Here is a 25,747-nt window from a genome sequence, read left to right on the forward strand (position 1 = left end):
CTGTGCGGTCTCCACGGAGATGTTTCAATATGCCACTGAGTTTCTGCTCGAATGATAGCTCACGTCAGCAGACCGCACAGCGGCCCGTACGAACGTTATCGGGTTTGCTAAGCTTAAGCCTGTCCCCATGTGCTTACAACCGATGCGGATCGTTGGCAATTTCTAAAAGATATTTCCCATAAGAGTTCTTTTTCATGCTTTCAGCAATACGAACCAAGTCACTCTTACTTAGCCAGCCGTTGTAGTACGCAATTTCTTCTAATACTGCCACTTTGTAGCGCTGACGTTGTTCAATGGTTTCAACAAACGAAGAGGCCGCCAATAGGCTTTCAAAAGTGCCTGTGTCTAGCCAAGCAAATCCGCGCCCTAGAAATTCCGCATGCAACTCACCACGCTCTAAATAAGCTTGATTGATACTGGTAATCTCCAGCTCGCCACGCGCCGAAGGTTTCACATTCTTCGCGATTTCTACAACGTTATTGTCATAAAAATACAAGCCTGTGGCGGCATAGTGAGATTTTGGCTTTTCCGGCTTTTCTTCTATGGAAAGTACTCGCTGCTCTTTATCAACTTCAATTACACCAAAGCGCTCAGGATCTTTTACTTGATAACCAAAAACTGTGGCTCCTGACTTTCGTGCTATCGCTCCTTTCAGTTTGGGCATAAAGCCTTGACCATGAAAAACATTGTCACCCAGAACCAAACAAACCGAGTCGTCCCCGATAAATTCTTCACCGATAATAAAGGCTTGAGCGAGTCCGTCTGGGCTTTCTTGAATAGCATAGGTAAACGACACACCGAAGTCGCTGCCGTCACCCAGAATACGTTTGAACGCGTCTTGCTCTTCTGGCGTGGTAATAATCAAAATATCTCGAATACCGGCAAGCATGAGGACAGATATCGGGTAATACACCATCGGCTTGTCGTAAATAGGCAATAACTGTTTAGAAATCCCCTTCGTGATGGGATAAAGCCTGGTTCCCGAACCGCCAGCCAATACAATACCTTTCATATTTATTTCCCTATTCCCAGTCTTTGCAATTGGTAAGATTTATCGAGTATAGCTTGCCACCACCAAGTGTTATCCAAATACCAACTCACAGTTTTATGAATGCCCTCTTCAAACTTCGTTGAAGGTACCCAGCCAAGCTCTTGTTTAATTCTAGTAGTATCTAAGCCATAACGGACATCATGCCCCGGACGGTCATCCACAAAAGTAATAAGGTCGCTATACTTCTCAACACCCTCTGGTTTTTCTGGACGTAACAGCTCTAAAGCATCACAAATGGCATGAACAACCTCGATATTTTTAACTTGGTTGTTGCCACCGATATTGTATGTGCGTCCGGGTTTACCCTCAGCTAGTACGCGATATAATGCTTCTGCATGGTCTTCAACAAATAACCAATCTCTGATTTGCGCGCCGTCACCATAAACCGGTAAAGGCTTTCCGCGCAGTGCATTCAAAATCATCAGCGGAATTAGCTTTTCCGGAAAATGATACGGACCATAGTTGTTCGTGCAATTTGTGACTACCGTAGGCAAACCAAAAGTCCGCTGCCAAGCTCTCACTAAATGGTCTGAACTTGCTTTAGAAGCAGAGTATGGACTGCTGGGCTCATAAGCTGCGTCTTCATTAAACGCGGGTTCTTCGAGCGGTAAATCACCAAAAACTTCGTCTGTTGAAATATGATGAAAGCGAAAGCTAGCTTGTTGAGTAGAGCTAAGCTGGGCGTAATATTTGCGACTTGCTTCCAGCATTTGATAGGTGCCGATAATATTCGTATCGATAAAGTCTTTCGGACCATCAATAGAACGGTCGACATGACTCTCTGCAGCTAAGTGCATCACTTTGGTAGGCTGGTACTTCTCGAATACTGCACTTACGCTCGCCGCATCGCAAATATCCACTTGTTCAAAGTGATACTTATCGCTTTCAGCGACTGATTTTAAAGATTGCAAATTACCGGCATAAGTCAGCTTGTCTACGTTAACAACATGAGCGGTAGTTTCGGAGATAAGATAACGAACAACCGCCGAGCCGATAAACCCCGCACCACCAGTGACCAGTATTGTTTCCATACCCACGCCTAAGTTATTGCAATAATTATAATATCGGGAGCATAACAGATTTTTTTAGCGGGAGTTGTTCGTGGGAGAGAGATTGAACTTACGGGACTGGCTTTCGCCTGCCCCAAATGCCCCGATCACGACCACAATTCCGACAAAGGAGTGTCAGGCGAATAGTGATGTTGTACCTGAGCCTGAAACAATTCCGCCGTTGCTAGTGCGTCGGTAAGCGCATTGTGCGGACGATAAAAGGGTAAGCCGTAACGCGCACGTGAATCTGCCAAGCGAATAGACATTGGAGGCTGTTTCTTTAAACGCTGCCAAAAGCTTGTTTTGTTAGCGCGGTGAAGTCCATGCTCAATCTCCATGGTATCGATAACCGGGAACTCAATACCTTCACCTATACGCTCTCGCAACGCTACGTCTAAGAACGTGCGCTCAATCGCCTTATAATGAACAATCATTATGTGCCCCGACATAACTTCTAGAAGCTCATCAAAGGTTTCCAATAGGTCGGGGGCGTCTTCTATTTGCGAGTGGGTAATACCGTGATAAACCACCGACTCATCTGCCATAGCTTTTCGTGGTTTCGCTAGCCAATGTTTGCCCTTGTTCGCGAACACACGCTCAAGAGTCAGCGGTACAACACCAACACTTACAATGCCGTGCTGCTGGGGGTCTAAGCCAGAAGTTTCAAAATCTAGCGCGAGAAATTTCACGTCGCGCAGCGGCGTGTCAGCGTTAGGGATGGTCGCAGAATAAAAATGCTGTAAATGGCTATTTCGCGCAGAACCCGCTAATTCCTGTAACCTTGCAGGCCAGTTGATTTGAGATTGCAGCGCGCTTTTCAATTCTCGTTGTCCTAAATACATGCACTAACTTAGGGAATATCTGAACTTTAAGAATTTCTGGGCATTGCTTAAAATTTGAAATGCATCGCGCAAATTCTTTCTTTCAAAGTCCGAAAGCGCTTCCGGCTCTACGTTGTTGTCTGGTATTTCACCCTGAGTAAGGGACAATGCTTGATGACGAATTCTCACCATCGAAATTAGTTCTAGTGCGTCTCTTAAGTCAGGTCCTCGCCCGGGCGTTAAAATACTTGCGTCAACCACATCTTCCAACCGCGCAAATGAGTTACGCTCTTTCGAACCAATCGCTAATGCATGAACGCGAATTAAGTCTGCTACTGGGGCTGTGCCGCGGCGTTTGGTATTTATAGCGTTATTGTGTTTTCCGTCTTTCTCCATGACGAAATCTTTGAAAAAACCTAGCGGCGGCGTTCGTTGTAATGCATTCCTCGCCATACAGGCCAGAAAACGCTTATTCTTTGGAGCTTTCTGACGAATCAACCTGTTTAATTGCTCAGCAAAGTCTAACTTGCCCCATACACCGTCTAAGTCGAAAAATATTGAGCTATGTAAAAGCCGTTCCGGCGTAGGTTCTTCAATCCAGTCGTCAAAATACTCTTTCCAGACCCGCAAAGGTTGGCGCCATTTCTTGTTCGTGGCCATAATGTCGCCAGTACAATAGGTGTAGCCACAAGACGCTAAGCCGTCACTCACAAATTGAGCCAATTCCAGAAAATAAGCATCGTGCTCTTTTGGGTTAAAACTATCATGTAAAATCATGGCGTTGTCTTGGTCGGTCACAATCGACTGCTCGTCTCTCGCCATAGATCCTAAAGCTAAGAAGCAATAAGGTACGGGCGGAGGCCCAAGCTTCTCTTCACCAAGCTCTAATAAACGTTGCTTGAAACTACGTCCAATCACTGCCATTGATGAGCCAATCATTCTTGAGTTTGCGTCTTCATCAACCATTTTCACAAACGTAGCTTTCACGTCGTCTTTAAGTGCTTCCAGTTCTTCCACCGTGGTGGCGCGGAAAATATTACCCACCACAAATAAACTGCTTTTGGATTCGTGGCGAACCACGTCTGAAAGCGCTACAACGCCAATGGTTTTGCCTTTCTTGAGTACGGGCAAATGGTGAAGGTTACTACGCAGCATCATCAGCATCGCTTCAAAAATGCGTTGATTATGCTGCACGCAAACGATGCCTTCAGACATAATTTCTTTTACCGCGGTTTGATCGCTCAAACCGACAGCTAACACTCTTTTGCGCAAATCTTTGTCGGTAATAATACCTAAGGGCTTGTCTGGGTCTTCTTGGTCTTCTTCATATATAAGCAACGAACTCACTTCTTGTTCAGTCATCATTTCCGCTGCTTCTCTAATAGAGCCCGAGCTTTTCATACCGATAGGCTCTCTATATACCAATGTCTCTATCGTGGCCGTTAGCATGTCATTGGCGCTAGCACGGCGGTCAAGCGCTCGCTTTAAACGTTCGCGATCTTCAGTTTCCACCGCGTCTGCAAAGCTTTCATAGTCGTCGAATAACCGATTAAATTCGGTTCCAGGAACGAGATAGATTAAAGAGTCTTCTAGTGAAGTGACCGGATACCGTACTTTGCCATTGCGCAGTAACCCGGCTTCACCAAAAAAGCCACCTGAGCTTAAACGGTTATATAAGTCGCCGTTGCGATGATAAACCTCGACCGCGCCACTTCGAACTACGTGTAAGTCTTCAATACGTTGTTGGTAGGAAAGGATGTCGCTACCTGCCTTAAAGTAGGCGACATCCGTAAGTTGAGATAATCGCTCGACTTCCTCGTCTGGCAGCTCGTTAAACGGAGCGTGCTGTTTGAGAAAGTCGAGAATTTCTAGGTGTTCAGCTTCCATCTATACCGATCTAGGCTCATCTAAAAGCCCCTTCACAAGTGCTATACAACTCATAAGTAGCACAATGGTAAACGGTAGTCCGGCTGAAACTGCCATAGCTTGTAGCGCAACCAAGCCGCCGCCAAGAATAAGCGCGATAGCCACAAGCCCTTCGAAAGTACACCAGAATACGCGTTGTGGTGTAGGTGCATTTACCTTACCACCCGCCGAAATGGTATCGATAACTAACGACCCCGAGTCTGACGAGGTTACGAAGAACACGACTACAAGCACGATACCTACGAATGAAGTAATGGCTGTTGCAGGTAACTGACTCAACATTTCAAATAACTTGAGCTCGAGTGCAACATTGGCAACGCTCTCGAAACCGCCCAAGAATTGAGTGATCGCTGTACCACCGAACACGGTCATCCAGAATACACAAGCGATAGATGGAATAACCAATACTGCCGTTAGGAATTCACGCACAGTTCTACCACGAGAAACACGCGCAATGAACATACCTACGAACGGCGACCAAGAGATCCACCATGCCCAATAGAATGCCGTCCAGCCTTGTGAGAAGTTCGCGTCTTCGCGTCCCACAGGATTAGACAGAGCCGGTAGGTTCACCACATAAGCAACAAGGTTTTCAAAGAAGCCAGTTAGAATGGCAATCGTTGGACCGACAATGATAACGAACAGCATCAGTAATGCTGCAAGTATCATATTGATCTCTGAAAGCCTTTTAACTCCAGCTTCCAAGCCAGCGACCACTGAAAATAGAGCTATAGCTGTTATACCGATAACCAGTACAACCTCCATACCTACACCTTCCGGCGTGTCGAACAAGAAGTTCAAGCCAGCTGAAGCTTGCGCAGCGCCTAAACCAAGCGACGTTGCCAAACCAAATAGCGTAGCGAGTACGGCTAGAATGTCGATGATGTGACCCGGCCAACCCCAAACACGCTCACCCAATAGTGGATAAAAGATTGAGCGAACCGTGAGTGGTAAACCTTTGTTAAAAGAAAAAAGAGCTAAACCTAGCGCAAGCACTGCGTAAATTGCCCATGGGTGCAGAGCCCAATGGTAAATCGTTGCAGCCATACCTAAACGGCGTGCTGCCTCTGCGTCGCCTTCTGCACCACCTAGAGGAGCCCAGTCAGAGCGCAAACCAGTTTCTGCGTCGATTGCAGTACCGCCAAAGGAGCTTGAGAAATGCGAAATCGGTTCTGAAACCCCATAAAACATAAGCCCGATACCCATACCGGCAGCGAACAACATGGAGAACCAACCAAGATAGTTAAAGTCGGGCGTAGCTTCCGTTCCCCCTAACCTAACTTTACCTAATGGTGTGAAGATAAGAACTAGTGCTAACACCACGAAGATGTTTGCAGCACCGATAAAGAACCAGTCTAAGTTTGCTGTGAGCCAGTTACGAACGCCTTCAAAAAGTGGCTGTGCCTTTTCCTGAAAAATAAGCGTGAGCGCCACAAAAGCTATAACTGCTAACCCAGATATTAAAAAGACCCGATTGTGGACGTCTAATCCAAAAGGGCCGAGTTTAATTGCGATATTGTCTTGACCTACCTTGTAGTCAGTTTCAATGGGTGTGACTTCTCCGTCAGGCTTGAGTGGATCGTTCTCGTGCTCCGTCTGACTCATAGTTTTCCCCTTTTTCTTAGAATTTAAGTAATGGTAGCAAAGATTTACAGAATCGAAAGGGTATCTCGAAGATTATCTGTATTTGATCTAACGGGCGATGGTATTATTAAGATCAGAAAGGAGGCGGTATGTATTTTTCAACTAAGAACATTCCAGAGCTGCAACAATACTCTCCAAGGGAACGAGTTGCGCAAGTGCATTTAGCGGCAAAATCGATGCCTTTCAGCCGCCGTGCTGTGGCTGTAACGCTAAAGGCTTTGGTACTTATAGCACTGTTCTGGTCGCTTCTTTACATTCCTGGACTAGCATGGAAAATCGTGGCGCTCATAGCCGCAGGACTTCTGTACCCGCTGGTACTATTCCCCATTACGCTAAACCTTGCAGTACCTTACTTACCTAAAAAATAGCTTTGGTTTACGCGTGTCAGTGCGTGCGCTTTCCGCTGTTGAGGTAATAGCTATTCAGGCTTGTGCTAGGTATTAGGTCACGTATCAATGACTAACCGATGAGGCTTGCGAGAATCTGCCACAGGGACGCCGTGAATACATCCATGTAGGCTTCTCTTCGACATCCATGTCTCAGAGACCCTGTGGTCAGAAACCTCGCAACCCTCTGACATCGGTTAGCCATTGCATCTGGCATCATCAGTGCAATCAAATAATGAGACACGGCATTCACAAGGAGCATCGAGCACCTCGTGAATGCCAGGAGTCCGCTCCTTTTTCTTGATCTGGTACGTATTTAACGAGCTAGCCTTTATAATTGTTCTCGCAAGAAGAGCGCCACTCAACGACCCACACTACTCGCAATTCAGTTATTTTAATGAAGCTTTAAAGGAAATTTTGCGGACGAAGATTGGTTGATAAAAACAAATTTCGAACCAGAGGCTTGGCTTTTGGCATGAGAGAAGCACTCGATGTGCTTTTCTCATGCCGTGACTTTTATTAATTAGTGTTGATAATCCCTGATGCAGATTTTTGTTCATGAAAAGGGATTTCGAGGCCCTGATCACAAAGTGTTGGAGGCATGGATGCCGGAAATCAAGCGTACATGGATGTACTTGCAGCGTCTTTGTGACAGGGCCTCGGAAGCCCCATGAACAAAAAACTGATACGTAACCTCATGCCTAGCACAAAACCAGCTAGCTATAACCACCACCGTGGATACCGCACAGCGGTCCGTACAAACAGATTCTCGCAACCCTCATCGGTTAGCCATTGCTACGTGACTGGATACCTAGCACGACCACGATCGTCCGACTTATCATCCGTGTTTGGCAATCGTGACCAATGTCCCCACATTTTTAAGCTCTATGGCTACATCTTCATCTAGCTTGAAGCTATGCTGGGCATAATGAGCCTGAGCCCAGATACCCAGTGCCAAATCAGGCTTATGCTCCGTAGAAAGACTCAGCTGTTCTCCAGCAACCGAAGCGTACATGTCACCCGTATTGCCATTCACCCAAACCGCCACCACGTCAAAAGCAGAACGAATACGAGAATGACAGAGCTCCGTGTTCATACGTTCCAGCAGGTGGTGAGGAGCTCGAAGTAAACCGTCTTCACCCGACATACCCTGCCGTACAAGCGGGTTAAGCAAACTTTTTAGAACCAGCAGCGCCAGCACATTCTGACCCGGTTGACCTTGAGAGTACGCCATAAACACCAAAGCTTGGTTGTTAGGGAAACGGTGGTAGTCCAACAGAACTTGGTCGTATACGCGCGGGCAAAGCTGATGAGAAATTTTGCAAGCAGGTAACTCTAGTGCACCATTTGGAAGTAAGTCGTTACGCAAGCGCTCGAACATGTCCTCACTTTGGAACAGCACATCAATGTGGTCGTCGAGCTCCCAACGCTCGCGCTCCCAAGCATCTTCTAAGCTAGTTCGTGTTAGGCAGTTCTGAATCGCCGTATCTAGGATGTCTAATTGATCTATCGGTTTAACTAGGTAGTCCCATGCACCTAAGCGCACAGCTTCACGAATATCTGATATCTGTTGAGAGCCGGAAATAACGATAACCGGCAAAGAGGAGGTTTTAAATAAAAGGTTTTCCAGTACCTCAAGCCCCGAGATTTTAGGCAGCATAAGGTCGCAAAGCACCACATCGGGGTGTTCAGATTGGCATAACGCTAGACCTGTTTCTCCATCTTCCGCTGCAAAAACAAGGTAGCCTCGCTGTTCAAGGAACTTCTGTACGATACCGCTGAATACCGTATCATCTTCGATGACGAGAACCTTACTTAGGGACATTCACTGGACTCCTGCACACAATGATTACTATGAGCATTGACCAGTATCTGTTATTCGTCAATTTTCCAAGTGGAAATATTAATTGCCTTCTGAACTTGTTTCCTCGGGCTCGCTGCCCGTTTCTTCAGGCCAAGAAGACTCCCATTCGCTCTCCCAGTCGTTATTCCACTCGTCTTCCCAGGTGTCTTCTTCAACCGGCGGGTTACCGTCGTAAACTTTGTCACGCCAGTAAGAGAAATAAGCTTCACGAACAAAAGAGTATTCGTCTAAAGAGTTGTCTAACATCGGTTCTAGCTGCTTCAGCTCAATGCGCTGTTCAAGCCCACGGAACAAGAGACGCGCTGCAGAAACCTGCCAACTGAGGACGGGAGCAGGCCAAATAAAGTCATCAACAAAGTCGCCACCTCGGTCGGCTAGCACAGTCGGGCCTGCCGCCGGCAACATAACGTAAGGGCCGGCAGGCATACCATACACAGCTAAGGTTTCACCGAATGTTTCTTTTTGTTCTTTAATGCCCCACTTATCGGCGACATCAAAAAAGCCCAACAGACCGATGGTACTGTTAATGGCAAAGCGCCCTACTGTCGTAAAGGCGTCTTTCATTTTCAGCTGAAGAATATTGTTTACGAAACTAGCGGGCTCGTTAAGGTTGTCTGTCATGTTGTATAAACCACGACGAATCGGTGAAGGAACGTGCTCGTATGCGTTCGCTACCGGCAAGATCAAGTAAGGATCGAGCGTATCACGGTTGAAATCCCATAACGGACGGTTGATCGACTCGAAAGGGTCACGAGGATCGGAGAAGTCAAAGTTTGGCTCGTCTGTTGTGCTTGTGGTAACGCTATTCGACACGGCATCAGTGACTTGAGGACCTGTTTCATCCTTTTCTTGATCGGGCATAGAAGAGCAGCCGCTTAATACGACTACTGCCCATATCGCCATCCACGCCATACGAATCATTACATTATCTCCGTAATGCGTAGGCTTACTGTTTGACTGCTACCGCCTTCCACTAGCACCGCTCTTGCTTCCATATCACCTGATTGAACGTTCACTGTACCAGATGTGGACACACGCGCGCCAACTAGCCAGTTTTCAACACTCGACAACGTCCGCTCCGGCGTCATCGCATTCTCATCGGTTAGTGTTACCGTAATTGGGAAGTCAGCAACTTGCTGACGGTAGACGGCAACTGGAACACGCGGGCCGTCTGGCTCACGTACAAACACAAATAATGTGCTTCCAGGTCGAAGTTCGTTGCGTAGTTGCTCACTAATGTCGACGTTCACGGTTAGAGTAATTACCGAACCATCTGCACGTGCCCTGGAATCGGCTAGCGCTTGCTCAATAGTCGCATATCTCGGGTCTTCTGAACGCATCATTCTCAATGTTAACTCAAAAGCCTGAACTGCACGGTCGTAGTCTCCCCGTTCAAACGCTATAACCCCTAACAAACCAAGAGCCTCTAAATTACGCGTATCCTCTTCTAACACTTGGCGAATATATCCGGCAGCTTGCGCTAAGTCATTGTCGCTACCCGAAACAAGTAACGCTTGGGCATACATGACAAGATTAGAGTGGTCTTGAGGGTTGAGTTGGCGTGCTTTTTCAAACGACTGTAATGCTTCATCAAGGCGATCGAGTTGCACCATCATGCGACCGTACATGCTCCAAGCGCCTGCGTCAGGTCTTGCTTCAAGCTGCTGTCTCAAACCTAAGGCAAATAGCTCCAGTTCTTCTCGGTTAACACCTTGCCCTGGTTGCGTTCTCAATAATTCAAAGCGTGACTCTAGGTTAGCAAGCGCTTCGTCTGCACTACGCTGTTGTTGCCATGAGCCGTTAAGCAGGTAGATGCCCACAGAAGAAACAACGAGCACCACAAGAATCCAAACCACGGATGCGCTTTTCTGTTCCACTTGCTCGTCGGGGTCGTGTACGTCGGTCACAAACGTTTTCTTTAATTCACGCTTCGCATTCGCAAGGTCTTTCTCATTCAATAAGCCTTGGTTAAAGTCTTCCTCTAACTCTGCTAGTCGAGACTCGAAAACAGCTCTATTGGCCTGCATCGTCGACAATGCTAATGACTGCCGTTTACGCGCAACCACCACGATAGCAATAGCTAACGACAGCAAAAGAAGTAGCGCTACAACCCACATTATGTTCGTTCCTCGTTGGTATTTGACGCCTGCGAAACTGAGTTATCCGCATTATTTTTCAAAATGGCGTTAATTTTCTGTTCTTCTTCAGGAGTAAGGTCTTCAGCTTCAATATTTGCGCACTGCCTTTTATTGCCTTGCGCCTGAAAATAAATCACTAAAATACCGATAAGAATGACCGCTATAGGGCCAAGCCAAAGGATCATGGTACTATTTTGAAAAGGAGGCTGGTAGTGCACAAAGTCGCCGTAACGAACCTTCATAAAGTCGATGATTTGCTCGCGACTCTGCCCTTCCATCACCATTTGATAAACCAACTGGCGCATATCCTGAGCTAGCGGCGCGTCTGAATCTGAAATCGACTGGTTCTGACATTTTGGGCATCGCAATTCACGAGTTAACTCGTTAAACATTTGTTCTTGCTGCGCCGTTTCAAAAGCATAAAACTCGCCTTGAGCAAAGGAATAGCCAGCTGTGAAAGCTGCCCATAACACGGCTAGAAAAATGCTTAATTGTTTCGCTCGATTCAACATTCAGTTACTCCTGCCCATCTAGCAAACTGTAATATACAGGGCCCACTTCTTCACGCCATACACGAGGATTAAGATCACCTACGTGGCGGTAGCGGATTATACCTTCTGCATCTATTACAAATGTTTCTGGGGCGCCGTACACACCTAAGTCGAGGGCTAACAAGCCCGACTGGTCAAATAAGCTAATTTGATAAGGGTCACCCAGCTCTTGTAACCATTGCACAGCGTCAGCGCGTGAGTAGTCTTTATAATTCAGTCCGATGATATACACGTTTTGTTCTGACTGTAGCTCGTTCAAAAATGTATGTTCGGCATAACATGTCGGGCACCATGTCGCCCACACGTTTAAAAGCACCACGCGTCCGCCAATAATAGACTCGTTATGCGAACGGTCGGGTGCGTACAAATCAGGCAGTTCAAATTCGGGAACAGGCTTACCCACTAGCGCTGAATCTAGCTTTGTCGGGTCGGAAAATAAACCGCCGAAGAGAAACACGCCCAGTAAAATAAACGCAAATAAAGGCGAGAGGTAAATCCAGAACTTCAGTTTACTACTCATGCTGACGCCCCTTGTGCCGAAGCACCTACACTCTTTTTCTTCAAACGGTAGCGTTTGTCTGAAGCTGAGAGTAGTCCGCCCAGCGCCATAATGACACCACCCATCCATATCCAACGCACAAACGGCTTGATGTGAATGCGCACGGCCCAGCTACCGTCGTTAAGTTCTTCGCCCATCGCAATATATAAATCTCTAAACGGATTCACTTGCAATGCAGTTTGCGTCATTACCTGGCGTTGAATCGTGTAAAAACGTTTCTCACTGTCCACTGTGTCGATCAGTCTGCCATTTCGCGTAATTTCAAACGTCGCCACTTCACTTACAAAGTTAGGCCCTTGACGCTCTCCAAGTTCCGTAAAGCGAAACTCGTAACCCGACTCTGCAAACGTGTCGCCCGGTGACATACGTACGGTGCGCTCTACTTCATAATTTTGTACTAAAGCGATACCAATAATTGCCACGGCAAAACCTAAGTGCCCGAGCACCATGCCCCAGTGGCTACGCCCCAATTTCACCAAAGCCTCGGGTTTATTTTCGCGTTTAGCGACTCTTTGTCTAAGCTCCTGAACAGTCGACGCTACAATCCAAAGCGCCAAAAGCAAACCTAGAACAGCCATACCGTGAACTTCGTCTGCAATAATTTTAGGCAGCAGCGAAGCTAGAATAACAGCAGACATGAGCGCTGTAGCTAACGGCGTAATGAGCTCTTTAAAGCCTTGTCGGCGCCAGCGAACCAACGGTCCTATCCCCAATAAAATGGCAAACGGTATCGTGATGTATACGAATACTGAATTGAAGAATGGCTCACCAATTGAAATCGAACCCAAACCGAGTTGCTGGTGAATCAGTGGTAGCAGCGTTCCCAACAGCACAACCATGGTAGCTGTAACTAAAAATAAGTTATTGCCTAGCAGCAATACTTCTCGTGAAAATAATTCGTAACGCGTATGACTTACCACTTTCGAGGCTCGAATAGCGTACAGCAACAACGAGCTACAAATAACAATGGCAAGGAACGCCAGTAAGAACATGCCGCGCGTTGGATCTGCCGCGAACGCATGAACTGAAACTAATACGCCAGAACGAACTAAGAACGTGCCCAATAAGCTTAAGCTAAAGCCCGAAATCGCCAGCAATACGGTCCATGATTTAAACGTACCGCGCTTTTCCGTAACAGCTAACGAGTGGATTAACGCAGTGGCAACTAACCAAGGCATAAAACTCGCATTTTCAACCGGGTCCCAGAACCACCAGCCGCCCCAGCCAAGTTCGTAGTACGCCCACCAACTACCGACCATGATGCCAAGCGTAAGGAAAATCCACGCGGCTAATGTCCATGGTCGAGACCAACGCGCCCAGGCCGAGTCTAGGCGGCCTCCAAGCAACGCTGCTATGGCGAACGCAAACGCGACCGACAAACCCACATAACCGAAGTACAGTAAGGGCGGATGAATAATCATGCCAGGGTCTTGAAGCAAGGGATTCATATCACGCCCGTCTACCGGAATGAACGGAATGAGACGGTCAAACGGATTCGACGTCAGCAACATGAACAAGTAGAAGCCAACGCCTATCATACCCATGACAGCGAGCACACGGGCCGCAAATGTTAAAGGTAAACGAGTCGAATACACCGCAAGCGCAGCAGCCCAACCTGCCTGCACGAGCATCCACAGTAAGAAGGAACCTTCATGAGAACTCCATACTGCAGTAATTCGGTAGTACCACGGTAAGGCGGAGCTTGAGTTCGAAGCGACATAAGCAATTGAAAAGTCGGCTACGAGGAAGCCCCAAGTTAAAGCAATATAAGAAATGAGGGTAAAGACAAACATGCCGTACGTTAGCGGTCTTGCTAATGACATTTGCCCGCCATGCCCTTTATATGCGCCCCAAATAGGCACAATGGCAAGTAGCAAAGAAAATGCGAACGCGATAGCGAGTGAGAAATGACCTAACTCAGCGATCATAACCGCCTCCTGAGTTTTCTTCTTCTGAGCTCTCGTCGTCATTTTCCCGCTGCCATGACGACGGTGGCACATGCTCGATGTTATTCAACTCACGCGCTAATTCAGGTGGCATATACTCTTCGTCATGTTTTGCTAACACTTTACTTGCGACGATTTTAGTGGGCGACACCAACGTACCTTGCGCAACAATGCCCTGCCCTTCACGGAATAGGTCAGGAAGAATGCCCTCGTACTCCACGGTAACTTGCTCGCCACCATTGTCGATTAAGTCAAAAGACACATGTAGGTTGGTGTCTAAGCGTTCTACCGTTCCAGGCACAACCAATCCACCCACACGTAGGCGCTGCCCCACCTCTGGAACAATTTTGCTGTTACCTTTCCCCTGAACAATTTCGGTGGGCGTATAAAACAAGTCGATATTTTGTGAAAGTGCATACAACACTAGGGCTGTAGAAAGAGCTACAGCGCCAATAATGGTTCCAACAATCGTTAATCGCTTTTTACGTCTTGGATTCATGATGAACTACTACTTTGTTGCTTCGCCTGTTGAATTCGTTTCGCTCGTGCAGCCTGCGCCTGCACTTCTTTTGCCAGTTGCTTGCGTTTTAAGCCAGCATTCAATGCAAGTAAACCTAAAGCACCGAAGGTTGCTGCCATAGACACCCAAACATAAACACCATACCCACCCATAGCGAAAAAGGCGCTCATTGATTCAAATTGAAAGTTCATGATTGCCCTCCTTCTGCTGTGTGACCTGTAAGTTCTTGCTGTGCCCATGGTCTTCTGATTTCACGTTTAAGAATTTCGTTGTTCAAACGCATAATCACCAGTGCGCTACTCACTAATAAGAAGCCTAAGATGCAAGTAAGCAACGGCCATAACATTTCGTCAGCGATACTTGGACGCTCTAAACGCGTGATTGCTTGGGTGATCGTGGACTGCTGGTGCAATGTATTCCACCAGTAAACCGAGTAATGAATAATTGGAATATTCACAACACCAATAAGTGCCAAAATACCTGCAGCTTTAGCGCCCGTGCGTTCGTCTTCAAATGCTGCGTAAAGCGCGAGCACCCCCAGATACAAGAAGAACAGAATAAGCTGTGAAGTAAGTCTTGCGTCCCATTCCCACCAAGTGCCCCACATTGGCTTACCCCAAACAGCACCTGTGAATAACGAAATGAACGTAAGAACAGCACCTACAGGCGCTATTGCCAGAATAGCCCACTCGGCAGTTCTTATTTGCCAAACAATAGCGATAAGTGCGGCAATAGCCATACCCACATAGAAGCCCATAGACCACATAGCGGCAGGTACATGCGTGAAGATAATGCGGTAGCTATCACCCTGTTGGTAATCCGCGGGTGCAAAGGCTAGACCCCAAATGATGCCAACGGCCAGTACGATAATGCCAGGCACCGCAAACCAAGGTAATAATTTTTGATTTAAACGGAAGGTTGCTTCCGGTTTTGCATAAGGGTGTAACCAACGCCACATATTAATTTACACTCACTCGTAAAGCTGCATGCACCGCGAACGGAGACAAGGTAGTAGTTAGAACTAAAATAGCTCCCATAAATGCCAGAGGGCCTAGCGCTGGCAATCCTGACGCCGCAGTTTCTATAGCAGCAGTCGCAAAAATCAATAACGGCACCAAAAGCGGTAGCAACAATAAACTCAGTAAGGCTCCACCTTTATTCAGGCTCACCGTTAATGCCACGCCTATAGCACCTACACTACTTAATACTGGAGTTCCTAATAAAAGGGTCATCCATAACGTAAACCAAGCTTCCTGCGGTAAATTAAGCAACAAAGCTAAAAGCGGCGCTAAAATTAATAATGGCGCCGCGCTAAGTAACCAGTGCACAAAAATTTTGCCCACAATAGCCCATTCAGTAGCCACGGGTAACAACAGCATTTGCTCTAAAGCACCGTCACGAAAGTCGTCACGAAACAAGCGTTCTAAACCGAGCAATGCAGAAAGAAGCGCCGAAACCCAAATAACACCGGGCGCAATTCTACCAAGAATTTCAGGTTCTGGACCAACACCCAATGGGAATAAGGTTATAACCACCAAGAGAAAGATAATAGGGTTCAGCAAGTCACTGCGTTGACGCATGGCAACACTTAAATCGCGCTTTATTAAGGCAGTTAAAATGGTTGCCGTGCGTATTTTCGCCATTAGTGCTGGTACTCCAATACAATCTGAGAAACCGCACCTTTTAATTGGCTTAATGCTTGGTGTGAGGTCATAAGCACCGCACCACCTTGTTGCAGGTGTTCGTCGAAACGACCGTGCAACAGTTCGATACCCGCCGTATCAAGTGACGTAAACGGTTCGTCTAAGATCCAAATTTTAGCGGAGCTACACCATAGTCTTGCTAATGCTATTCTACGTTGTTGTCCTGCAGAAAGTTGCTGTGCGGGAATGTCTTCTAGCCCTACAAGCCCGACCGTTGCCAACACATCATAAGGCGGCTCTTCAAAAGGCTGCCCCTGCGCTTGAGCAAAAAACATCAGATTCTCAATAGCCGTTAACTCTGGTTTTACACCAGCTTTGTGACCAATAAACAATAGATCTTGATGATAGGCCGTTCGACACTGCTCAATTGATTCGCCTTGATACTGAATCTCGCCCTGCTGTAACGGCAACAACCCAGCGCATATTCTAAGAAAGGATGACTTACCCGCACCGTTCGGCCCAACAACCTGGCATAGCTCACCACAGTTCAACGACAACGACAACGCCTTAAAAAGCGTGCGTTCGCCTCGAACAGAGGTGACTTGTTGAGCTGAGAGCAGTCCTGCCATTTCGTTCCAGAATCATCTATGAAATTGGGCGGTATGCTACCATAAATAACTAGTTTCAATAAGTACTTTCAGCAGGTTGCAAGTGCCGCTATAGTGAGGATATGGACAGTTTAAACGCAAGCCAAATACGACAGTTACTCGGCCAGCTGCTCACGCCCGACCCAAGTAAGTTTCTTAAAGCTAATGCTGCAGGGACTTCGGGTCAAAGCCCAGCCTCGGGTTTGCATCAAGCTTTAAGCGGTACAACACAACTACAGTTACCGCCAGCGTTACGTCAAATTTTGGCGCAGGCACAATCGCCGGCAGACGCTTTGAAAAGCCTTCAAGCTATGAAACTGTCTGCAGAAACACCTCCTCAATTACGCGCCATTGTTGAACAAGTGCTTAGTTCAGCCAAACAAACAACATTCAACAAAACTACGGTAAACCAATGGTTCGGGCTGAATGTTACCGCGCTATTGAGCCAGCCTCCGGTACCAAGCTCCTCCACAAGCTCAAATAGCTGGTTGCAACTAATGGTACCGCTGCTGCTTGTTGCGCTGAAACAAGGCGGTGCCGCCAGAGCAGAGGGAAAATCAACACCAAGCAATGCACTGGGTAATGCTTTGTCTCAATTATTTGGCTCTGGGAATAACGCACAACAGCTATTACAAAGCCTTCGCGAACTACAAGGTGCAGTACAACAAGCACGCTTAAGCCAAATTCAACTGGCTGACTCCTTGGGTAGAAACGAGCCCGACTATTTTATGAATATCCCTTGGCACGTTGAAGACGAGCACCGCAATATTGAATTGTTACTGCAACGTAGAAAGAAACAACGACAGCAAGAAGAGGGGGAAGACGTATGGTTGCTCTCTTTAAGGCTAAACGTAAACCGCACAGGGCCAATGCTTGCGCGAGTGCGTTGGGACGGAACTGAAGCGCAAGTGACGATTTACACGGACAACGAAACAGCAACCCGTTGGCTACGCCCGCACTTAAGCCATCTGGAACAGGAACTGCAAAACAAAGGAATTAACTTAGCATCGTTGGCAACGCAGACAGGAAGAATTCCAGCAACACTGGCGCCGGACCCCAACCAGTTGATTCGGGTGAAAGTATGAGCGGCTCTAAAAAAGAAAAAAAGGCGGTTGGCTTAAAGTACGACGGTGTCTCGGCACCTACTGTTGTGGCTAGAGGTTTTGACGGACTTGCAGATGAAATTATTGAACTTGCCAAAGAGGCTGGAGTGCTGGTGCATGAAGATCCGGAGCTTGCTGACTTTCTTGCAAAGCTTGAGGTAGGTGACGAAATTCCTCAGGAAGTTTATGTGATTATTGCAGAACTAATAGCTTTCGCGACATGGCTTAATCTTAAGGCTTAGTGTGTACGGTGATGGTTGTGGTATCAGGCTTTTAGGTTTGTGCTTGTAATTGTGCTACGTAGCAACCCACGGTTCATAAGGCTACCGGACTCTTGGCATTCACTAGGTGCTCGATGCTCCTCGTGAATGCCGTGTCTTTAAATTTGTTGGTGTTGATATTGCCTGATGCAATGGCTAACCGATATCAGAGGATTGCGAGGTTTCTGACCGCAGGGTCTCTGAGACAGGGACGTCGAAGAGAAGCCCCCATGGATGGGTTCACGGCGTCCCTGCGGCAGATTCTCGCAAGCCTCATCGGTTAGTCATTGATACGTAACCTCATGCCTCGCTATCCACAGCTCAAAGCTAACAACCATCACCGTGCAGACCGCACAGCGGTCCGTACGCACGAACTAGGTTTCAGCTCTGTATAAACTGAAGACCAACTCAGCTTCAGCGCGGGGAAGCTCGCAAGCCTCCATCACTTCCTCAAGGCTAGCACCTTGACGCACCAACTTTGCCGCACGTTGGTAGAACTTACTCGCAGGATCCTGCTCCGCAACTTCACGAATAGCAGACTCTTGTTCTTTGATCGCTTTTAAAAGCTTCTGGTGAGAGGCCAAAAGGCCCGTGTATTTGTCGGAAAGCTCATTCAATTGCTCCTGAAGCTCGTCGCGTGATTGCGCACCGACTTTCAGTTCCGCACGAATCGCACTAAATTCTTCTTCCGTAGCAGCTTCTAGTGCTTCATTTTGCTTCGACTTAATACCACGCAGTAACTTCAACAATTCCTTCTGTTCGTTATGCGTTCGCAACTGAGCCATGATTACCACAACAAAACCAGCCAGGGCGGCTAGCGAGAGACTTAAAGGTAACCATTGACTCAAAATTGCATTCATAAATAGCTCTTACAGTTGAGAAATTTCTTCCCACTCTTCGTCAGTTAGAAGTTTATTAAGGTCAACCAAAATAAGTAGCTCGCCGTCACGGTTACTAACGCCCTGAATAAAGCGAGCGCTTTCTTCCGTACCAATGTTCGGCGCACTGTCAATTTCCGAGCTGCGCAAATAAACAACTTCTGCGACCGAGTCGACCATAATACCGATAACTTGCTGGTCTGCCTCGATGATCACAATACGTGTATTGTCGCTCACTTCACCAGGCTGCAAGCCAAAGCGAATGCGGGTGTCGATAACGGTAACCACATTACCGCGCAGGTTAATGATACCCAGTACATACTCTGGAGCACCTGGAACCGGAGCTATTTCAGAGTGACGCAACACTTCTTGAACTTGCATCACGTTGATACCGTAGGTTTCCTGTTCCAATTGGAATGTCACCCACTGAAGAACCGGATCGTCTCCGTCTGCTGCGGTGGCTTTTTGCTTCAAACTGCGATTGTCTTCACTCATGTGATAGTCTCCCAAACACATTTAACCCTGTCACAGGTCTTTCAATTCTTACTTATACAATAGCTTATCGTCAGGAAACAGGATCCCCTGAATGATGTTTTTCACTATTGTCTAAACCCTGCTCTAAAAGCTGAACAAGAGCTTCCGTGTCAACCAGTGCGCACATCTTCTCTTTTACAATACCAGCAAGCCATGGGCGCTTGCCTTCGCCAGTGCGCCATTGCACTTCTTCAGGTTCTAATTTGTCTGTAGTCACCAAGGTTTCGCAAGCTAATCCCCAGTCACTCTCACCTAACATCACAAGGTACTGATAATTTAAAGATTTTGCCAGTTCTTCGGTATATTTTTCCGGCATAACCCACTGAGCTGAATCTACAACGTTCAGTTGTTCTTCACGTAGCGCCATCATCCCCAAATACCATTTTGGCTTACCGAACAGTGGCTTAGGCTCCTGCCAACGATGAATACCACCTAAACTTTTTAGTGGAACAGCCAAATTTAAACCAGCGACATTAAAAAACAACGCTTGAAACGGCTCTTCTTTAAATTCCGCCATATTGTCAGTTGAACTAGGTGGTGGTGGCGGAATTTCTTCGCGCGTCTCCAAGTAAGTTTCAACTTGATGCTCAATTTCTTCCTGAGGATCGACCTGTTCTTCAACCTCAGGTTCGGGTTCTGGCAAGGGTTCTGGAGCAACTTCAGGCTCTGGTTTAAGCGCGTCTTCAGCCAAGGCCTTTTCGGAAGTAAGTTCTTGTTCTTCCTGCTCGGTTTCTTGCGACTCTTGTGCTGGCCCTTTCTCTAATAATTGCTCAACAGGCGCGCGGGTAAGTGCATCTAACGAGTTAGGCTGCTCTTCTTCTAAAAGTGCTGTTAAATACTCGCGCATGGCGAGATCGCTAGATGACTTCTGACTCATAGTTACAATGGATCTTTTTGCATTAATAAAGTTAATAATTGGGTGTATGCGATCACCCCACGGGCCTTCGCCATATACATCGACGGTGGTGTTTGCGCCGCACTTGCGTCTCTAAACTTGGTGTCGATTGGAATCATTCCCGACCACACTTTGTTGCCGTGTTGCTTCGCTAGTTGCCGGTACGCATCTAACGACGCTTTCGTGCGCTTGTCGTACATTGTCGGCACTATTGTTACCTGGTGGTCTTGGCGCAATGATACTTTGACCAAGTCGAGCGTTTGCAACATTCGGTCTAAACCCTTTAACGCTAACGTTTCACACTGCACAGGTACTATGACTCTCCGGCATGCAGCTAGGGCGTTTACCATGAGCACACCTAACACGGGAGGCACATCGATGAGCACATAGTCGTAGTCCATCCGTAGCTTTCGTAATGCCCTACGAAGCACTAAGCCCATACCACTTTTTCCGCCGAGCTTTCGGTCTAGTGTTGCCAATGCCATGGTAGCCGGCAACACATCAATATTGTCGAATTTAGTGTGTTGAATTGCGCCTTGCACGGTTTCTCTATCGACGTCGGGTCCGGCAAGGAGGATATCGAATGCGCTCTGTTCTAACTCTTCAGAATCGATGCCAAAGTAATACGTTAATGAAGCATGAGGATCGAGGTCGATAAATAAAACACGATGTCCGCGCTCAGCTAACAAACCACCAAGTGAAACAGTTGTGGTTGTCTTACCTACTCCACCTTTCTGATTGGCAATCGTCCAGATAACCATAACTGAGGCTAGCTCTTCTCGAATGCTTTAATGATGTGGTTCGCAACGTCTTGAATTGGAATATCTCGCTCTGAAATACCGGCGGCGGCTACAGCTTGCGGCATTCCATAAACCACACAAGTGTCTTTATCTTGCGCCCATATTGTTGAACCTTGTTGTTTAAGCATGCGACAGCCTTCGCGGCCATCAGCGCCCATTCCGGTCAAAATAATACCTAGTACATCTCCGCCATAAGACTTCGATATGGAAGCAAAAGTAAGATCGACACTTGGACGATAAGTGAGTTTGTCACTGTCGTCGGCGCGAATACGCAACTTGCCACTACCACTGCGGCCTTCTACCAGCATTTGCTTTCCGCCTGGAGCTAAATAAGCATGTCCTGGCTTTAATACGTCGCCGTCTTGAGCTTCTTTCACGCTAATTTTGCAAAGCCCGTTTAGCCGCTCTGCAAATGCTTTAGTAAACGCAGCTGGCATATGTTGCACCAACACAATGGGTACAGGAAAAGTAGCAGGCAATGCTGTGAGCACCGTTTGTAACGCAACCGGCCCACCCGTAGATGTTCCTATCGCAACTAATTTAAACGGAGTCGACCTTGCAACTGCTGGAGCTGCACTGGTACTTGGTCTAGCTTCTGTTGCTGCAGGACGAGAAACCTGGGTTGTTCGTGCGCTACGGTCAAACGGACGAGTCGTTGGCCGCTCTGAAGGTCGAGCGCTAGGCGTACTTGGTGAGGGTGTAGAAAAGCTTGAGCGCGGGGTTCTCCCCATGCCCTTTCTACCAATTTCGGCAACACGCGACTGCAATACTTTGACCGCATCGCCACGGTTTCTTGCGATGTCTTCAAATTTCTTCGGTAGGAAATCAACGGCACCCGCATCTAGTGCGTCTAGAGTTGCCTGCGCACCTTCATGGCTTAGTGAGCTGAACATTAAGATAGGTGTAGGCCGTTCCGCCATAATCTTACGAACGGCACTGATTCCATCGAGGACTGGCATTTCGATGTCCATGGTAATGACATCAGGGCGCAGGGCTCTTGCTTGCTTAATTGCCTCTTCGCCATCAGCAGCAGTCCCGACAACTTCTAATTGATCGGAATCGTTTAAAATCTCTGTCACACGTCGGCGAAAGAAATTCGAGTCATCAACAACTAATACTCGGATGGCCATGGGTTCCTTTAACGTCGCGAATAACGTTTAGCGTATTTCTTCAATAAACTTGGTACGTCGAGAATTAATGCAATACCACCGTCACTTGTTATGGTCGCGCCAGCCATGCCCGGAGTACCCTGAAGCATTCTATCTAGAGGCTTAATGACAACTTCTTCTTGACCAATCAGTGCGTCTACAACGAAGCCAACTTGTTGCGTGCCCAAAGATACCACCACAACGTGGCCTTCAGACTCATCGAAGTTAGGATCTTGCTTCTTGTTCAACCACTTACTCAAGTAGAACATTGGGATTGCTTTTTCTCTAACAATCATAGTGAGCTGACCGTCAACAGTGTTGGTAAGCTCTAGGTCTACATTAATAATTTCGTTCACCGCAGCAAGTGGTAACGCGAATACTTGCTCACCCACACGAACCATTAACGTTGGTAGAATAGCGAGTGTAAGCGGTACTTTAATTTCTAGGCGTGTGCCTCTGCCCAATTCGGAGTCAATGCGAATTGAACCGTTCAATTGGCTAATTTTGGTTTTCACCACATCCATGCCTACGCCACGGCCGGATATGTCAGAAATCTCTGCCTTGGTTGAGAACCCTGCGGCAAAGATTAGGTTATAAGCTTCTTCGTCGGTCATTCGAGCCGCCGCATCCGCGTCTAAAATACCTTTACCGATCGCAATATTCTTTAGTTTTTCTGCGTCCATTCCTGCGCCATCATCGTCGATAGACAACAAGATATGGTCACCCTCTTGCGAAGCGCTTAATTTCACCGTACCCATACGAGATTTGCCGACTTTTTCACGTACGTCAGGCATCTCAATACCATGGTCTACAGAGTTTCTAACTAAGTGAACCAATGGGTCGGCAAGTGCTTCTACAAGGTTTTTATCTAGGTCGGTGTCCTCACCGTAAAGCTCAAGCGTAATCTCTTTTTTCAAGCTACGCGCTAAGTCACGTACTACGCGTGGGAAACGTCCGAATACTTTCTTAATCGGTTGCATACGCGTTTGCATTACCGCGCCTTGCAAGTCACCAGTTACCACGTCTAGGTTAGAAATAGCTTTATTCAGCTCTTCGTCTTCTGAGCTACTGTTCAATAACAATAAACGGTTACGCACCAGGACAAGTTCACCGACCATGTTCATAATTTCATCGAGTCGACGAGTGTCTACGCGAACAGTAGTTTCAGCCGGAGGCGCTGTAGGTTTACCTGCGTCCTTCTTGGCTGGAGCAGCTGGTGCTTCCGCGGGTTTACTAGCTGCAGGTTTCGCAGCAGGCTTAGCTTGTGGCTTCTCTTGAGGCTTGGCTTCACTCTTCGCAGCCGGCTTAGCAGCTTGTTTGTCAGCTTCGAACTTACCTTCGCCATGAAGTTCGTCCAACAAGGCTTCAAATTCGTCGTCAGAAATATCGTCGCCACCACCACTTTTAGCCTTCGGTTCAGCTTTCTTCGGTGGTTCTTTTTTCTCTGCAGGTTTCGGAGCACCTTTACTACCGTGAAGCTCATCAAGTAACGCTTCAAACTCGTCGTCACTTATTTCGTCGCCACTGCCAGATGCCGCAGGTTCTTTTTTCTCTGGAGCTTTCTTTTCAGAAGCTTTCGCTGCTGGCTTACCGCCGCCGTGTAATTCATCTAGCAATGCGTCAAATTCGTCTTCGGTAATTTCATCGACGCCACCTTCACCCGAAAGCGCATCAATTTTACCCGACTCGTCTGCTTCCGCTTCTGGCTCTTCGGTTGGTGTTTCTTCAGTTGCGTCTTCAGCACTTGCAGAGCCATCGCCTGGCATGTGGTCGCCCGGCTCACTCAAAATAGTTAACGCCTGAAGTAGCTCTTCAGAAGCTGGTACAGGTTCTTCGCGAGCTTGTACAGCAGCAAACTGCTCGTTGATGGTATCCAACGCTTGTAGAATAACGTCCATAAGCTCAGGATTGAGCTGTCGGCCGCCATTTCGCATGGTGTCAAAAACGTTTTCAGCACCGTGGCATGTGTCGACGAGAGCGTGCAAAGATAAAAACCCTGCACCACCTTTAACCGTGTGAAAGCCTCTAAAAATGGCGTTCAGCAAATCACGGTTATCAGGATCATTTTCGAGTTGAACAAGCTGTTCAGAGAGCAATTCCAGAATCTCTCCAGCCTCAATCAAAAAGTCCTGTAAAATATCTTCGTCGACATCAAAGCTCATCGGCTGCTCCTAAAATCCAAGGCTAGAGAGCAAGTCGTCTACGTCGTCTTGACCGGTGACTACGTCATCTCTCTCATCAGGATTGATGACAGGACCCTCTGGGCCTGTATCAGTCTTCTTACTCTTAGATTTACTATCGGCATGTTCCTTCGCCGCTTTATGATAATCTTCACCAAATATAGTCAATAATGAAATTAACTGATCTTCAACTTCCTGAACTAATTCAATCACTCGGCGAATAACCTGACCTGTTAAGTCTTGGAAATCCTGCGCCATCAACACTTCGGTAAGCAGAGTGTGTAAGTGAGAACTGCGTTCACCAGAACGGCGAATAAACTGGTCCACCTGATGGCACAATGCTTTAAATTCAGATAATTCGATATCGCGGCTCATAAGGCGTTGCCATATCGGTTGAATGTTATTCACCTCGGTGCTTATTTCTTCAGCAAGCGGCAACGAAGCTTCTACAGCGTCCATGGTTCTATTTGCTGCGTCTTCTGTTCGTTGCATTACATATTGAAGTCGATTCTGCGCGTCAGGCAAATCATCTTCAGTAAGCGAAGACAAGCGAGGGTCTTGCAAAAAATCTTGCAACGAGTCATGAAGTTGACGTGTTAATTTGCCAATAGAATCAAACAGTTCGTCTTGCCCTGCTTCAGCAATTTCACGAACTAATTTATCTGCGTCTGCTTGCTCTTCTGCTTCAAGCAAGCGCACAAGCTCTTTCGCTTGCTCTAGGGTAATCGTTCCGACCGGTGGGACCATTACGTTCTCCTCGTCGGATTAACCTAAACGCTCGAATACTTTGTCGAGTTTCTCTTTTAGCGTTGCCGCTGTGAATGGCTTCACAATGTATCCGTTTACGCCTGCTTGAGCAGCTTCGATAATTTGCTCTCGCTTAGCTTCGGCTGTAACCATCAATACTGGGATGTGGCTTAATTGCTCGTCCGAGCGAATCGCGCGGAGTAAGTCGATGCCCTGCATTCCTGGCATGTTCCAGTCTGTAACTACGAAGTCATATTCACCGTTCTGCAACATAGGCAAAGCAGTGCTTCCATCGTCAGCCTCTGAAACATTCTGGAACCCTAGGTCCCGCAGTAGATTTTTAATGATCCGCCGCATCGTCGAGAAATCGTCTACGACGAGAATTTTCATGTTTTTATCCAAAGTACCCTCCAGTGAGGCTGTTCCGTTCTTGTTAACAATATAAGATTTACAGTTA

General features: G+C 47.2%; 27 protein-coding genes. 3 read left to right on the forward strand and 24 right to left on the reverse strand.

The window, feature by feature from the left end:
- Positions 1-133 precede the first annotated feature (133 nt).
- The 5 genes from rfbA to DQX04_RS05920 form a co-directional block, all read right to left on the reverse strand.
- Positions 134-1,012, reverse strand: coding sequence for a glucose-1-phosphate thymidylyltransferase RfbA (rfbA, locus tag DQX04_RS05900; RefSeq protein ID WP_111914983.1), 879 nt, complete (start codon positions 1,010-1,012; stop codon positions 134-136).
- Between the two features lie 2 nt (positions 1,013-1,014).
- A complete protein-coding gene (gene rfbB, locus DQX04_RS05905) occupies positions 1,015-2,082 on the reverse strand; it encodes a dTDP-glucose 4,6-dehydratase (RefSeq protein ID WP_111914984.1) in 1,068 nt (355 codons plus the stop codon).
- A 125-nt stretch (positions 2,083-2,207) separates the two neighbouring features.
- On the reverse strand, positions 2,208-2,942 hold the full coding sequence (locus tag DQX04_RS05910; protein ID WP_111914985.1) for a 3'-5' exonuclease: 735 nt from the start codon (positions 2,940-2,942) through the stop codon (positions 2,208-2,210).
- A 3-nt stretch (positions 2,943-2,945) separates the two neighbouring features.
- Positions 2,946-4,808 carry a DUF294 nucleotidyltransferase-like domain-containing protein gene (locus tag DQX04_RS05915; protein WP_111914986.1) on the reverse strand — a complete coding sequence of 621 codons (1,863 nt, stop codon included), beginning with the start codon at positions 4,806-4,808 and terminating at the stop codon, positions 2,946-2,948.
- Positions 4,809-6,452 carry a BCCT family transporter gene (locus DQX04_RS05920; RefSeq protein ID WP_111914987.1) on the reverse strand — a complete coding sequence of 548 codons (1,644 nt, stop codon included), beginning with the start codon at positions 6,450-6,452 and terminating at the stop codon, positions 4,809-4,811.
- A 128-nt stretch (positions 6,453-6,580) separates the two neighbouring features.
- Here DQX04_RS05920 and DQX04_RS05925 point away from each other — a divergent pair, with 128 nt between their 5' ends.
- Positions 6,581-6,859 (forward strand): DUF6170 family protein, encoded by a 279-nt coding sequence (locus DQX04_RS05925; RefSeq protein ID WP_111914988.1) that lies wholly within the window; start codon positions 6,581-6,583, stop codon positions 6,857-6,859.
- Positions 6,860-7,715: 856 nt separating this feature from the next.
- Here the strand turns inward: DQX04_RS05925 and DQX04_RS05935 are convergent.
- From DQX04_RS05935 to ccmA, 11 genes are all read right to left on the reverse strand, one after another.
- On the reverse strand, positions 7,716-8,702 hold the full coding sequence (locus DQX04_RS05935; RefSeq protein ID WP_111914990.1) for a response regulator: 987 nt from the start codon (positions 8,700-8,702) through the stop codon (positions 7,716-7,718).
- A 78-nt stretch (positions 8,703-8,780) separates the two neighbouring features.
- A complete protein-coding gene (locus DQX04_RS05940) occupies positions 8,781-9,662 on the reverse strand; it encodes a VacJ family lipoprotein (RefSeq protein WP_207801090.1) in 882 nt (293 codons plus the stop codon).
- Positions 9,662-10,858, reverse strand: a complete 1,197-nt coding sequence (ccmI, locus tag DQX04_RS05945) for a c-type cytochrome biogenesis protein CcmI (protein ID WP_111914991.1) — start codon at positions 10,856-10,858, stop codon at positions 9,662-9,664. Before ccmI ends, DQX04_RS05940 begins: the two co-directional genes overlap by 1 nt.
- A complete protein-coding gene (locus tag DQX04_RS05950) occupies positions 10,858-11,391 on the reverse strand; it encodes a cytochrome c-type biogenesis protein (protein WP_111914992.1) in 534 nt (177 codons plus the stop codon). The genes ccmI and DQX04_RS05950 overlap by 1 nt, the downstream gene beginning before the upstream one ends.
- A gap of 4 nt (positions 11,392-11,395) precedes the next feature.
- On the reverse strand, positions 11,396-11,950 hold the full coding sequence (locus DQX04_RS05955) for a DsbE family thiol:disulfide interchange protein (RefSeq protein WP_111914993.1): 555 nt from the start codon (positions 11,948-11,950) through the stop codon (positions 11,396-11,398).
- Positions 11,947-13,917 carry a heme lyase CcmF/NrfE family subunit gene (locus tag DQX04_RS05960; RefSeq protein WP_111914994.1) on the reverse strand — a complete coding sequence of 657 codons (1,971 nt, stop codon included), beginning with the start codon at positions 13,915-13,917 and terminating at the stop codon, positions 11,947-11,949. Before DQX04_RS05960 ends, DQX04_RS05955 begins: the two co-directional genes overlap by 4 nt.
- Positions 13,907-14,434 (reverse strand): cytochrome c maturation protein CcmE, encoded by a 528-nt coding sequence (ccmE, locus tag DQX04_RS05965; RefSeq protein WP_111914995.1) that lies wholly within the window; start codon positions 14,432-14,434, stop codon positions 13,907-13,909. Before ccmE ends, DQX04_RS05960 begins: the two co-directional genes overlap by 11 nt.
- On the reverse strand, positions 14,431-14,646 hold the full coding sequence (ccmD, locus tag DQX04_RS05970; protein ID WP_165831953.1) for a heme exporter protein CcmD: 216 nt from the start codon (positions 14,644-14,646) through the stop codon (positions 14,431-14,433). The genes ccmE and ccmD overlap by 4 nt, the downstream gene beginning before the upstream one ends.
- Positions 14,643-15,413, reverse strand: coding sequence for a heme ABC transporter permease (locus tag DQX04_RS05975; RefSeq protein WP_111914997.1), 771 nt, complete (start codon positions 15,411-15,413; stop codon positions 14,643-14,645). The genes ccmD and DQX04_RS05975 overlap by 4 nt, the downstream gene beginning before the upstream one ends.
- Before the next feature lies 1 nt (position 15,414).
- Positions 15,415-16,098 carry a heme exporter protein CcmB gene (gene ccmB / locus DQX04_RS05980; RefSeq protein WP_111914998.1) on the reverse strand — a complete coding sequence of 228 codons (684 nt, stop codon included), beginning with the start codon at positions 16,096-16,098 and terminating at the stop codon, positions 15,415-15,417.
- A complete protein-coding gene (gene ccmA, locus DQX04_RS05985; protein ID WP_207916240.1) occupies positions 16,098-16,727 on the reverse strand; it encodes a cytochrome c biogenesis heme-transporting ATPase CcmA in 630 nt (209 codons plus the stop codon). The genes ccmB and ccmA overlap by 1 nt, the downstream gene beginning before the upstream one ends.
- Before the next feature lie 101 nt (positions 16,728-16,828).
- Here ccmA and DQX04_RS05990 point away from each other — a divergent pair, with 101 nt between their 5' ends.
- Together DQX04_RS05990 and DQX04_RS05995 are read left to right on the forward strand one after the other, a co-directional pair.
- The gene (locus DQX04_RS05990) at positions 16,829-17,830 is read left to right on the forward strand and encodes a flagellar hook-length control protein FliK (protein WP_111914999.1); all 1,002 of its coding nucleotides are present in this window, start codon (positions 16,829-16,831) and stop codon (positions 17,828-17,830) included.
- A complete protein-coding gene (locus DQX04_RS05995; protein WP_111915000.1) occupies positions 17,827-18,090 on the forward strand; it encodes an EscU/YscU/HrcU family type III secretion system export apparatus switch protein in 264 nt (87 codons plus the stop codon). The genes DQX04_RS05990 and DQX04_RS05995 overlap by 4 nt, the downstream gene beginning before the upstream one ends.
- A gap of 392 nt (positions 18,091-18,482) precedes the next feature.
- Here the strand turns inward: DQX04_RS05995 and DQX04_RS06005 are convergent, their stop codons facing one another.
- The 8 genes from DQX04_RS06005 to cheY all read right to left on the reverse strand — a co-directional run bounded on the left by DQX04_RS06005 (position 18,483) and on the right by cheY (position 25,692).
- Positions 18,483-18,968, reverse strand: coding sequence for a DUF2802 domain-containing protein (locus DQX04_RS06005; protein ID WP_111915002.1), 486 nt, complete (start codon positions 18,966-18,968; stop codon positions 18,483-18,485).
- 9 nt (positions 18,969-18,977) lie between these two features.
- Positions 18,978-19,481, reverse strand: coding sequence for a chemotaxis protein CheW (locus tag DQX04_RS06010; RefSeq protein WP_111915003.1), 504 nt, complete (start codon positions 19,479-19,481; stop codon positions 18,978-18,980).
- Between the two features lie 70 nt (positions 19,482-19,551).
- On the reverse strand, positions 19,552-20,397 hold the full coding sequence (locus DQX04_RS06015; protein ID WP_111915004.1) for a chemotaxis protein CheW: 846 nt from the start codon (positions 20,395-20,397) through the stop codon (positions 19,552-19,554).
- Positions 20,398-20,399: 2 nt separating this feature from the next.
- Positions 20,400-21,176: a ParA family protein gene (locus DQX04_RS06020; protein ID WP_111915005.1), complete on the reverse strand. Its 777-nt coding sequence runs from the start codon at positions 21,174-21,176 to the stop codon at positions 20,400-20,402.
- An 8-nt stretch (positions 21,177-21,184) separates the two neighbouring features.
- A complete protein-coding gene (locus DQX04_RS06025; RefSeq protein ID WP_111915006.1) occupies positions 21,185-22,345 on the reverse strand; it encodes a chemotaxis response regulator protein-glutamate methylesterase in 1,161 nt (386 codons plus the stop codon).
- A gap of 8 nt (positions 22,346-22,353) precedes the next feature.
- Positions 22,354-24,525 carry a chemotaxis protein CheA gene (locus DQX04_RS06030; RefSeq protein ID WP_111915007.1) on the reverse strand — a complete coding sequence of 724 codons (2,172 nt, stop codon included), beginning with the start codon at positions 24,523-24,525 and terminating at the stop codon, positions 22,354-22,356.
- A gap of 9 nt (positions 24,526-24,534) precedes the next feature.
- A complete protein-coding gene (locus tag DQX04_RS06035) occupies positions 24,535-25,290 on the reverse strand; it encodes a protein phosphatase CheZ (RefSeq protein WP_111915008.1) in 756 nt (251 codons plus the stop codon).
- A gap of 18 nt (positions 25,291-25,308) precedes the next feature.
- A complete protein-coding gene (gene cheY / locus DQX04_RS06040) occupies positions 25,309-25,692 on the reverse strand; it encodes a chemotaxis response regulator CheY (RefSeq protein WP_111915009.1) in 384 nt (127 codons plus the stop codon).
- Between the last annotated feature and the right edge of the window lie 55 nt (positions 25,693-25,747).

The organism is Aliidiomarina sp. B3213 (genome assembly GCF_003290085.1).
In the GTDB taxonomy this organism is placed as follows: Bacteria; Pseudomonadota; Gammaproteobacteria; order Enterobacterales; family Alteromonadaceae; genus Aliidiomarina.

Excerpts from the sequence above, each read along its gene's own strand:
- rfbA (WP_111914983.1), bottom strand. The coding sequence starts at position 1,012 with ATGAAAGGTATTGTATTGGCTGGCGGTTCGGGAACCAGGCTTTATCCC.
- rfbB (WP_111914984.1), bottom strand. The coding sequence starts at position 2,082 with ATGGAAACAATACTGGTCACTGGTGGTGCGGGGTTTATCGGCTCGGCG.
- DQX04_RS05910 (WP_111914985.1), bottom strand. The coding sequence starts at position 2,942 with ATGTATTTAGGACAACGAGAATTGAAAAGCGCGCTGCAATCTCAAATC.
- DQX04_RS05915 (WP_111914986.1), bottom strand. The coding sequence starts at position 4,808 with ATGGAAGCTGAACACCTAGAAATTCTCGACTTTCTCAAACAGCACGCT.
- DQX04_RS05920 (WP_111914987.1), bottom strand. The coding sequence starts at position 6,452 with ATGAGTCAGACGGAGCACGAGAACGATCCACTCAAGCCTGACGGAGAA.
- DQX04_RS05925 (WP_111914988.1), top strand. The coding sequence starts at position 6,581 with ATGTATTTTTCAACTAAGAACATTCCAGAGCTGCAACAATACTCTCCA.
- DQX04_RS05935 (WP_111914990.1), bottom strand. The coding sequence starts at position 8,702 with ATGTCCCTAAGTAAGGTTCTCGTCATCGAAGATGATACGGTATTCAGC.
- DQX04_RS05940 (WP_207801090.1), bottom strand. The coding sequence starts at position 9,662 with ATGATTCGTATGGCGTGGATGGCGATATGGGCAGTAGTCGTATTAAGC.
- ccmI (WP_111914991.1), bottom strand. The coding sequence starts at position 10,858 with ATGTGGGTTGTAGCGCTACTTCTTTTGCTGTCGTTAGCTATTGCTATC.
- DQX04_RS05950 (WP_111914992.1), bottom strand. The coding sequence starts at position 11,391 with ATGTTGAATCGAGCGAAACAATTAAGCATTTTTCTAGCCGTGTTATGG.
- DQX04_RS05955 (WP_111914993.1), bottom strand. The coding sequence starts at position 11,950 with ATGAGTAGTAAACTGAAGTTCTGGATTTACCTCTCGCCTTTATTTGCG.
- DQX04_RS05960 (WP_111914994.1), bottom strand. The coding sequence starts at position 13,917 with ATGATCGCTGAGTTAGGTCATTTCTCACTCGCTATCGCGTTCGCATTT.
- ccmE (WP_111914995.1), bottom strand. The coding sequence starts at position 14,434 with ATGAATCCAAGACGTAAAAAGCGATTAACGATTGTTGGAACCATTATT.
- ccmD (WP_165831953.1), bottom strand. The coding sequence starts at position 14,646 with ATGAACTTTCAATTTGAATCAATGAGCGCCTTTTTCGCTATGGGTGGG.
- DQX04_RS05975 (WP_111914997.1), bottom strand. The coding sequence starts at position 15,413 with ATGTGGCGTTGGTTACACCCTTATGCAAAACCGGAAGCAACCTTCCGT.
- ccmB (WP_111914998.1), bottom strand. The coding sequence starts at position 16,098 with ATGGCGAAAATACGCACGGCAACCATTTTAACTGCCTTAATAAAGCGC.
- ccmA (WP_207916240.1), bottom strand. The coding sequence starts at position 16,727 with ATGGCAGGACTGCTCTCAGCTCAACAAGTCACCTCTGTTCGAGGCGAA.
- DQX04_RS05990 (WP_111914999.1), top strand. The coding sequence starts at position 16,829 with ATGGACAGTTTAAACGCAAGCCAAATACGACAGTTACTCGGCCAGCTG.
- DQX04_RS05995 (WP_111915000.1), top strand. The coding sequence starts at position 17,827 with ATGAGCGGCTCTAAAAAAGAAAAAAAGGCGGTTGGCTTAAAGTACGAC.
- DQX04_RS06005 (WP_111915002.1), bottom strand. The coding sequence starts at position 18,968 with ATGAATGCAATTTTGAGTCAATGGTTACCTTTAAGTCTCTCGCTAGCC.
- DQX04_RS06010 (WP_111915003.1), bottom strand. The coding sequence starts at position 19,481 with ATGAGTGAAGACAATCGCAGTTTGAAGCAAAAAGCCACCGCAGCAGAC.
- DQX04_RS06015 (WP_111915004.1), bottom strand. The coding sequence starts at position 20,397 with ATGAGTCAGAAGTCATCTAGCGATCTCGCCATGCGCGAGTATTTAACA.
- DQX04_RS06020 (WP_111915005.1), bottom strand. The coding sequence starts at position 21,176 with ATGGTTATCTGGACGATTGCCAATCAGAAAGGTGGAGTAGGTAAGACA.
- DQX04_RS06025 (WP_111915006.1), bottom strand. The coding sequence starts at position 22,345 with ATGGCCATCCGAGTATTAGTTGTTGATGACTCGAATTTCTTTCGCCGA.
- DQX04_RS06030 (WP_111915007.1), bottom strand. The coding sequence starts at position 24,525 with ATGAGCTTTGATGTCGACGAAGATATTTTACAGGACTTTTTGATTGAG.
- DQX04_RS06035 (WP_111915008.1), bottom strand. The coding sequence starts at position 25,290 with ATGGTCCCACCGGTCGGAACGATTACCCTAGAGCAAGCGAAAGAGCTT.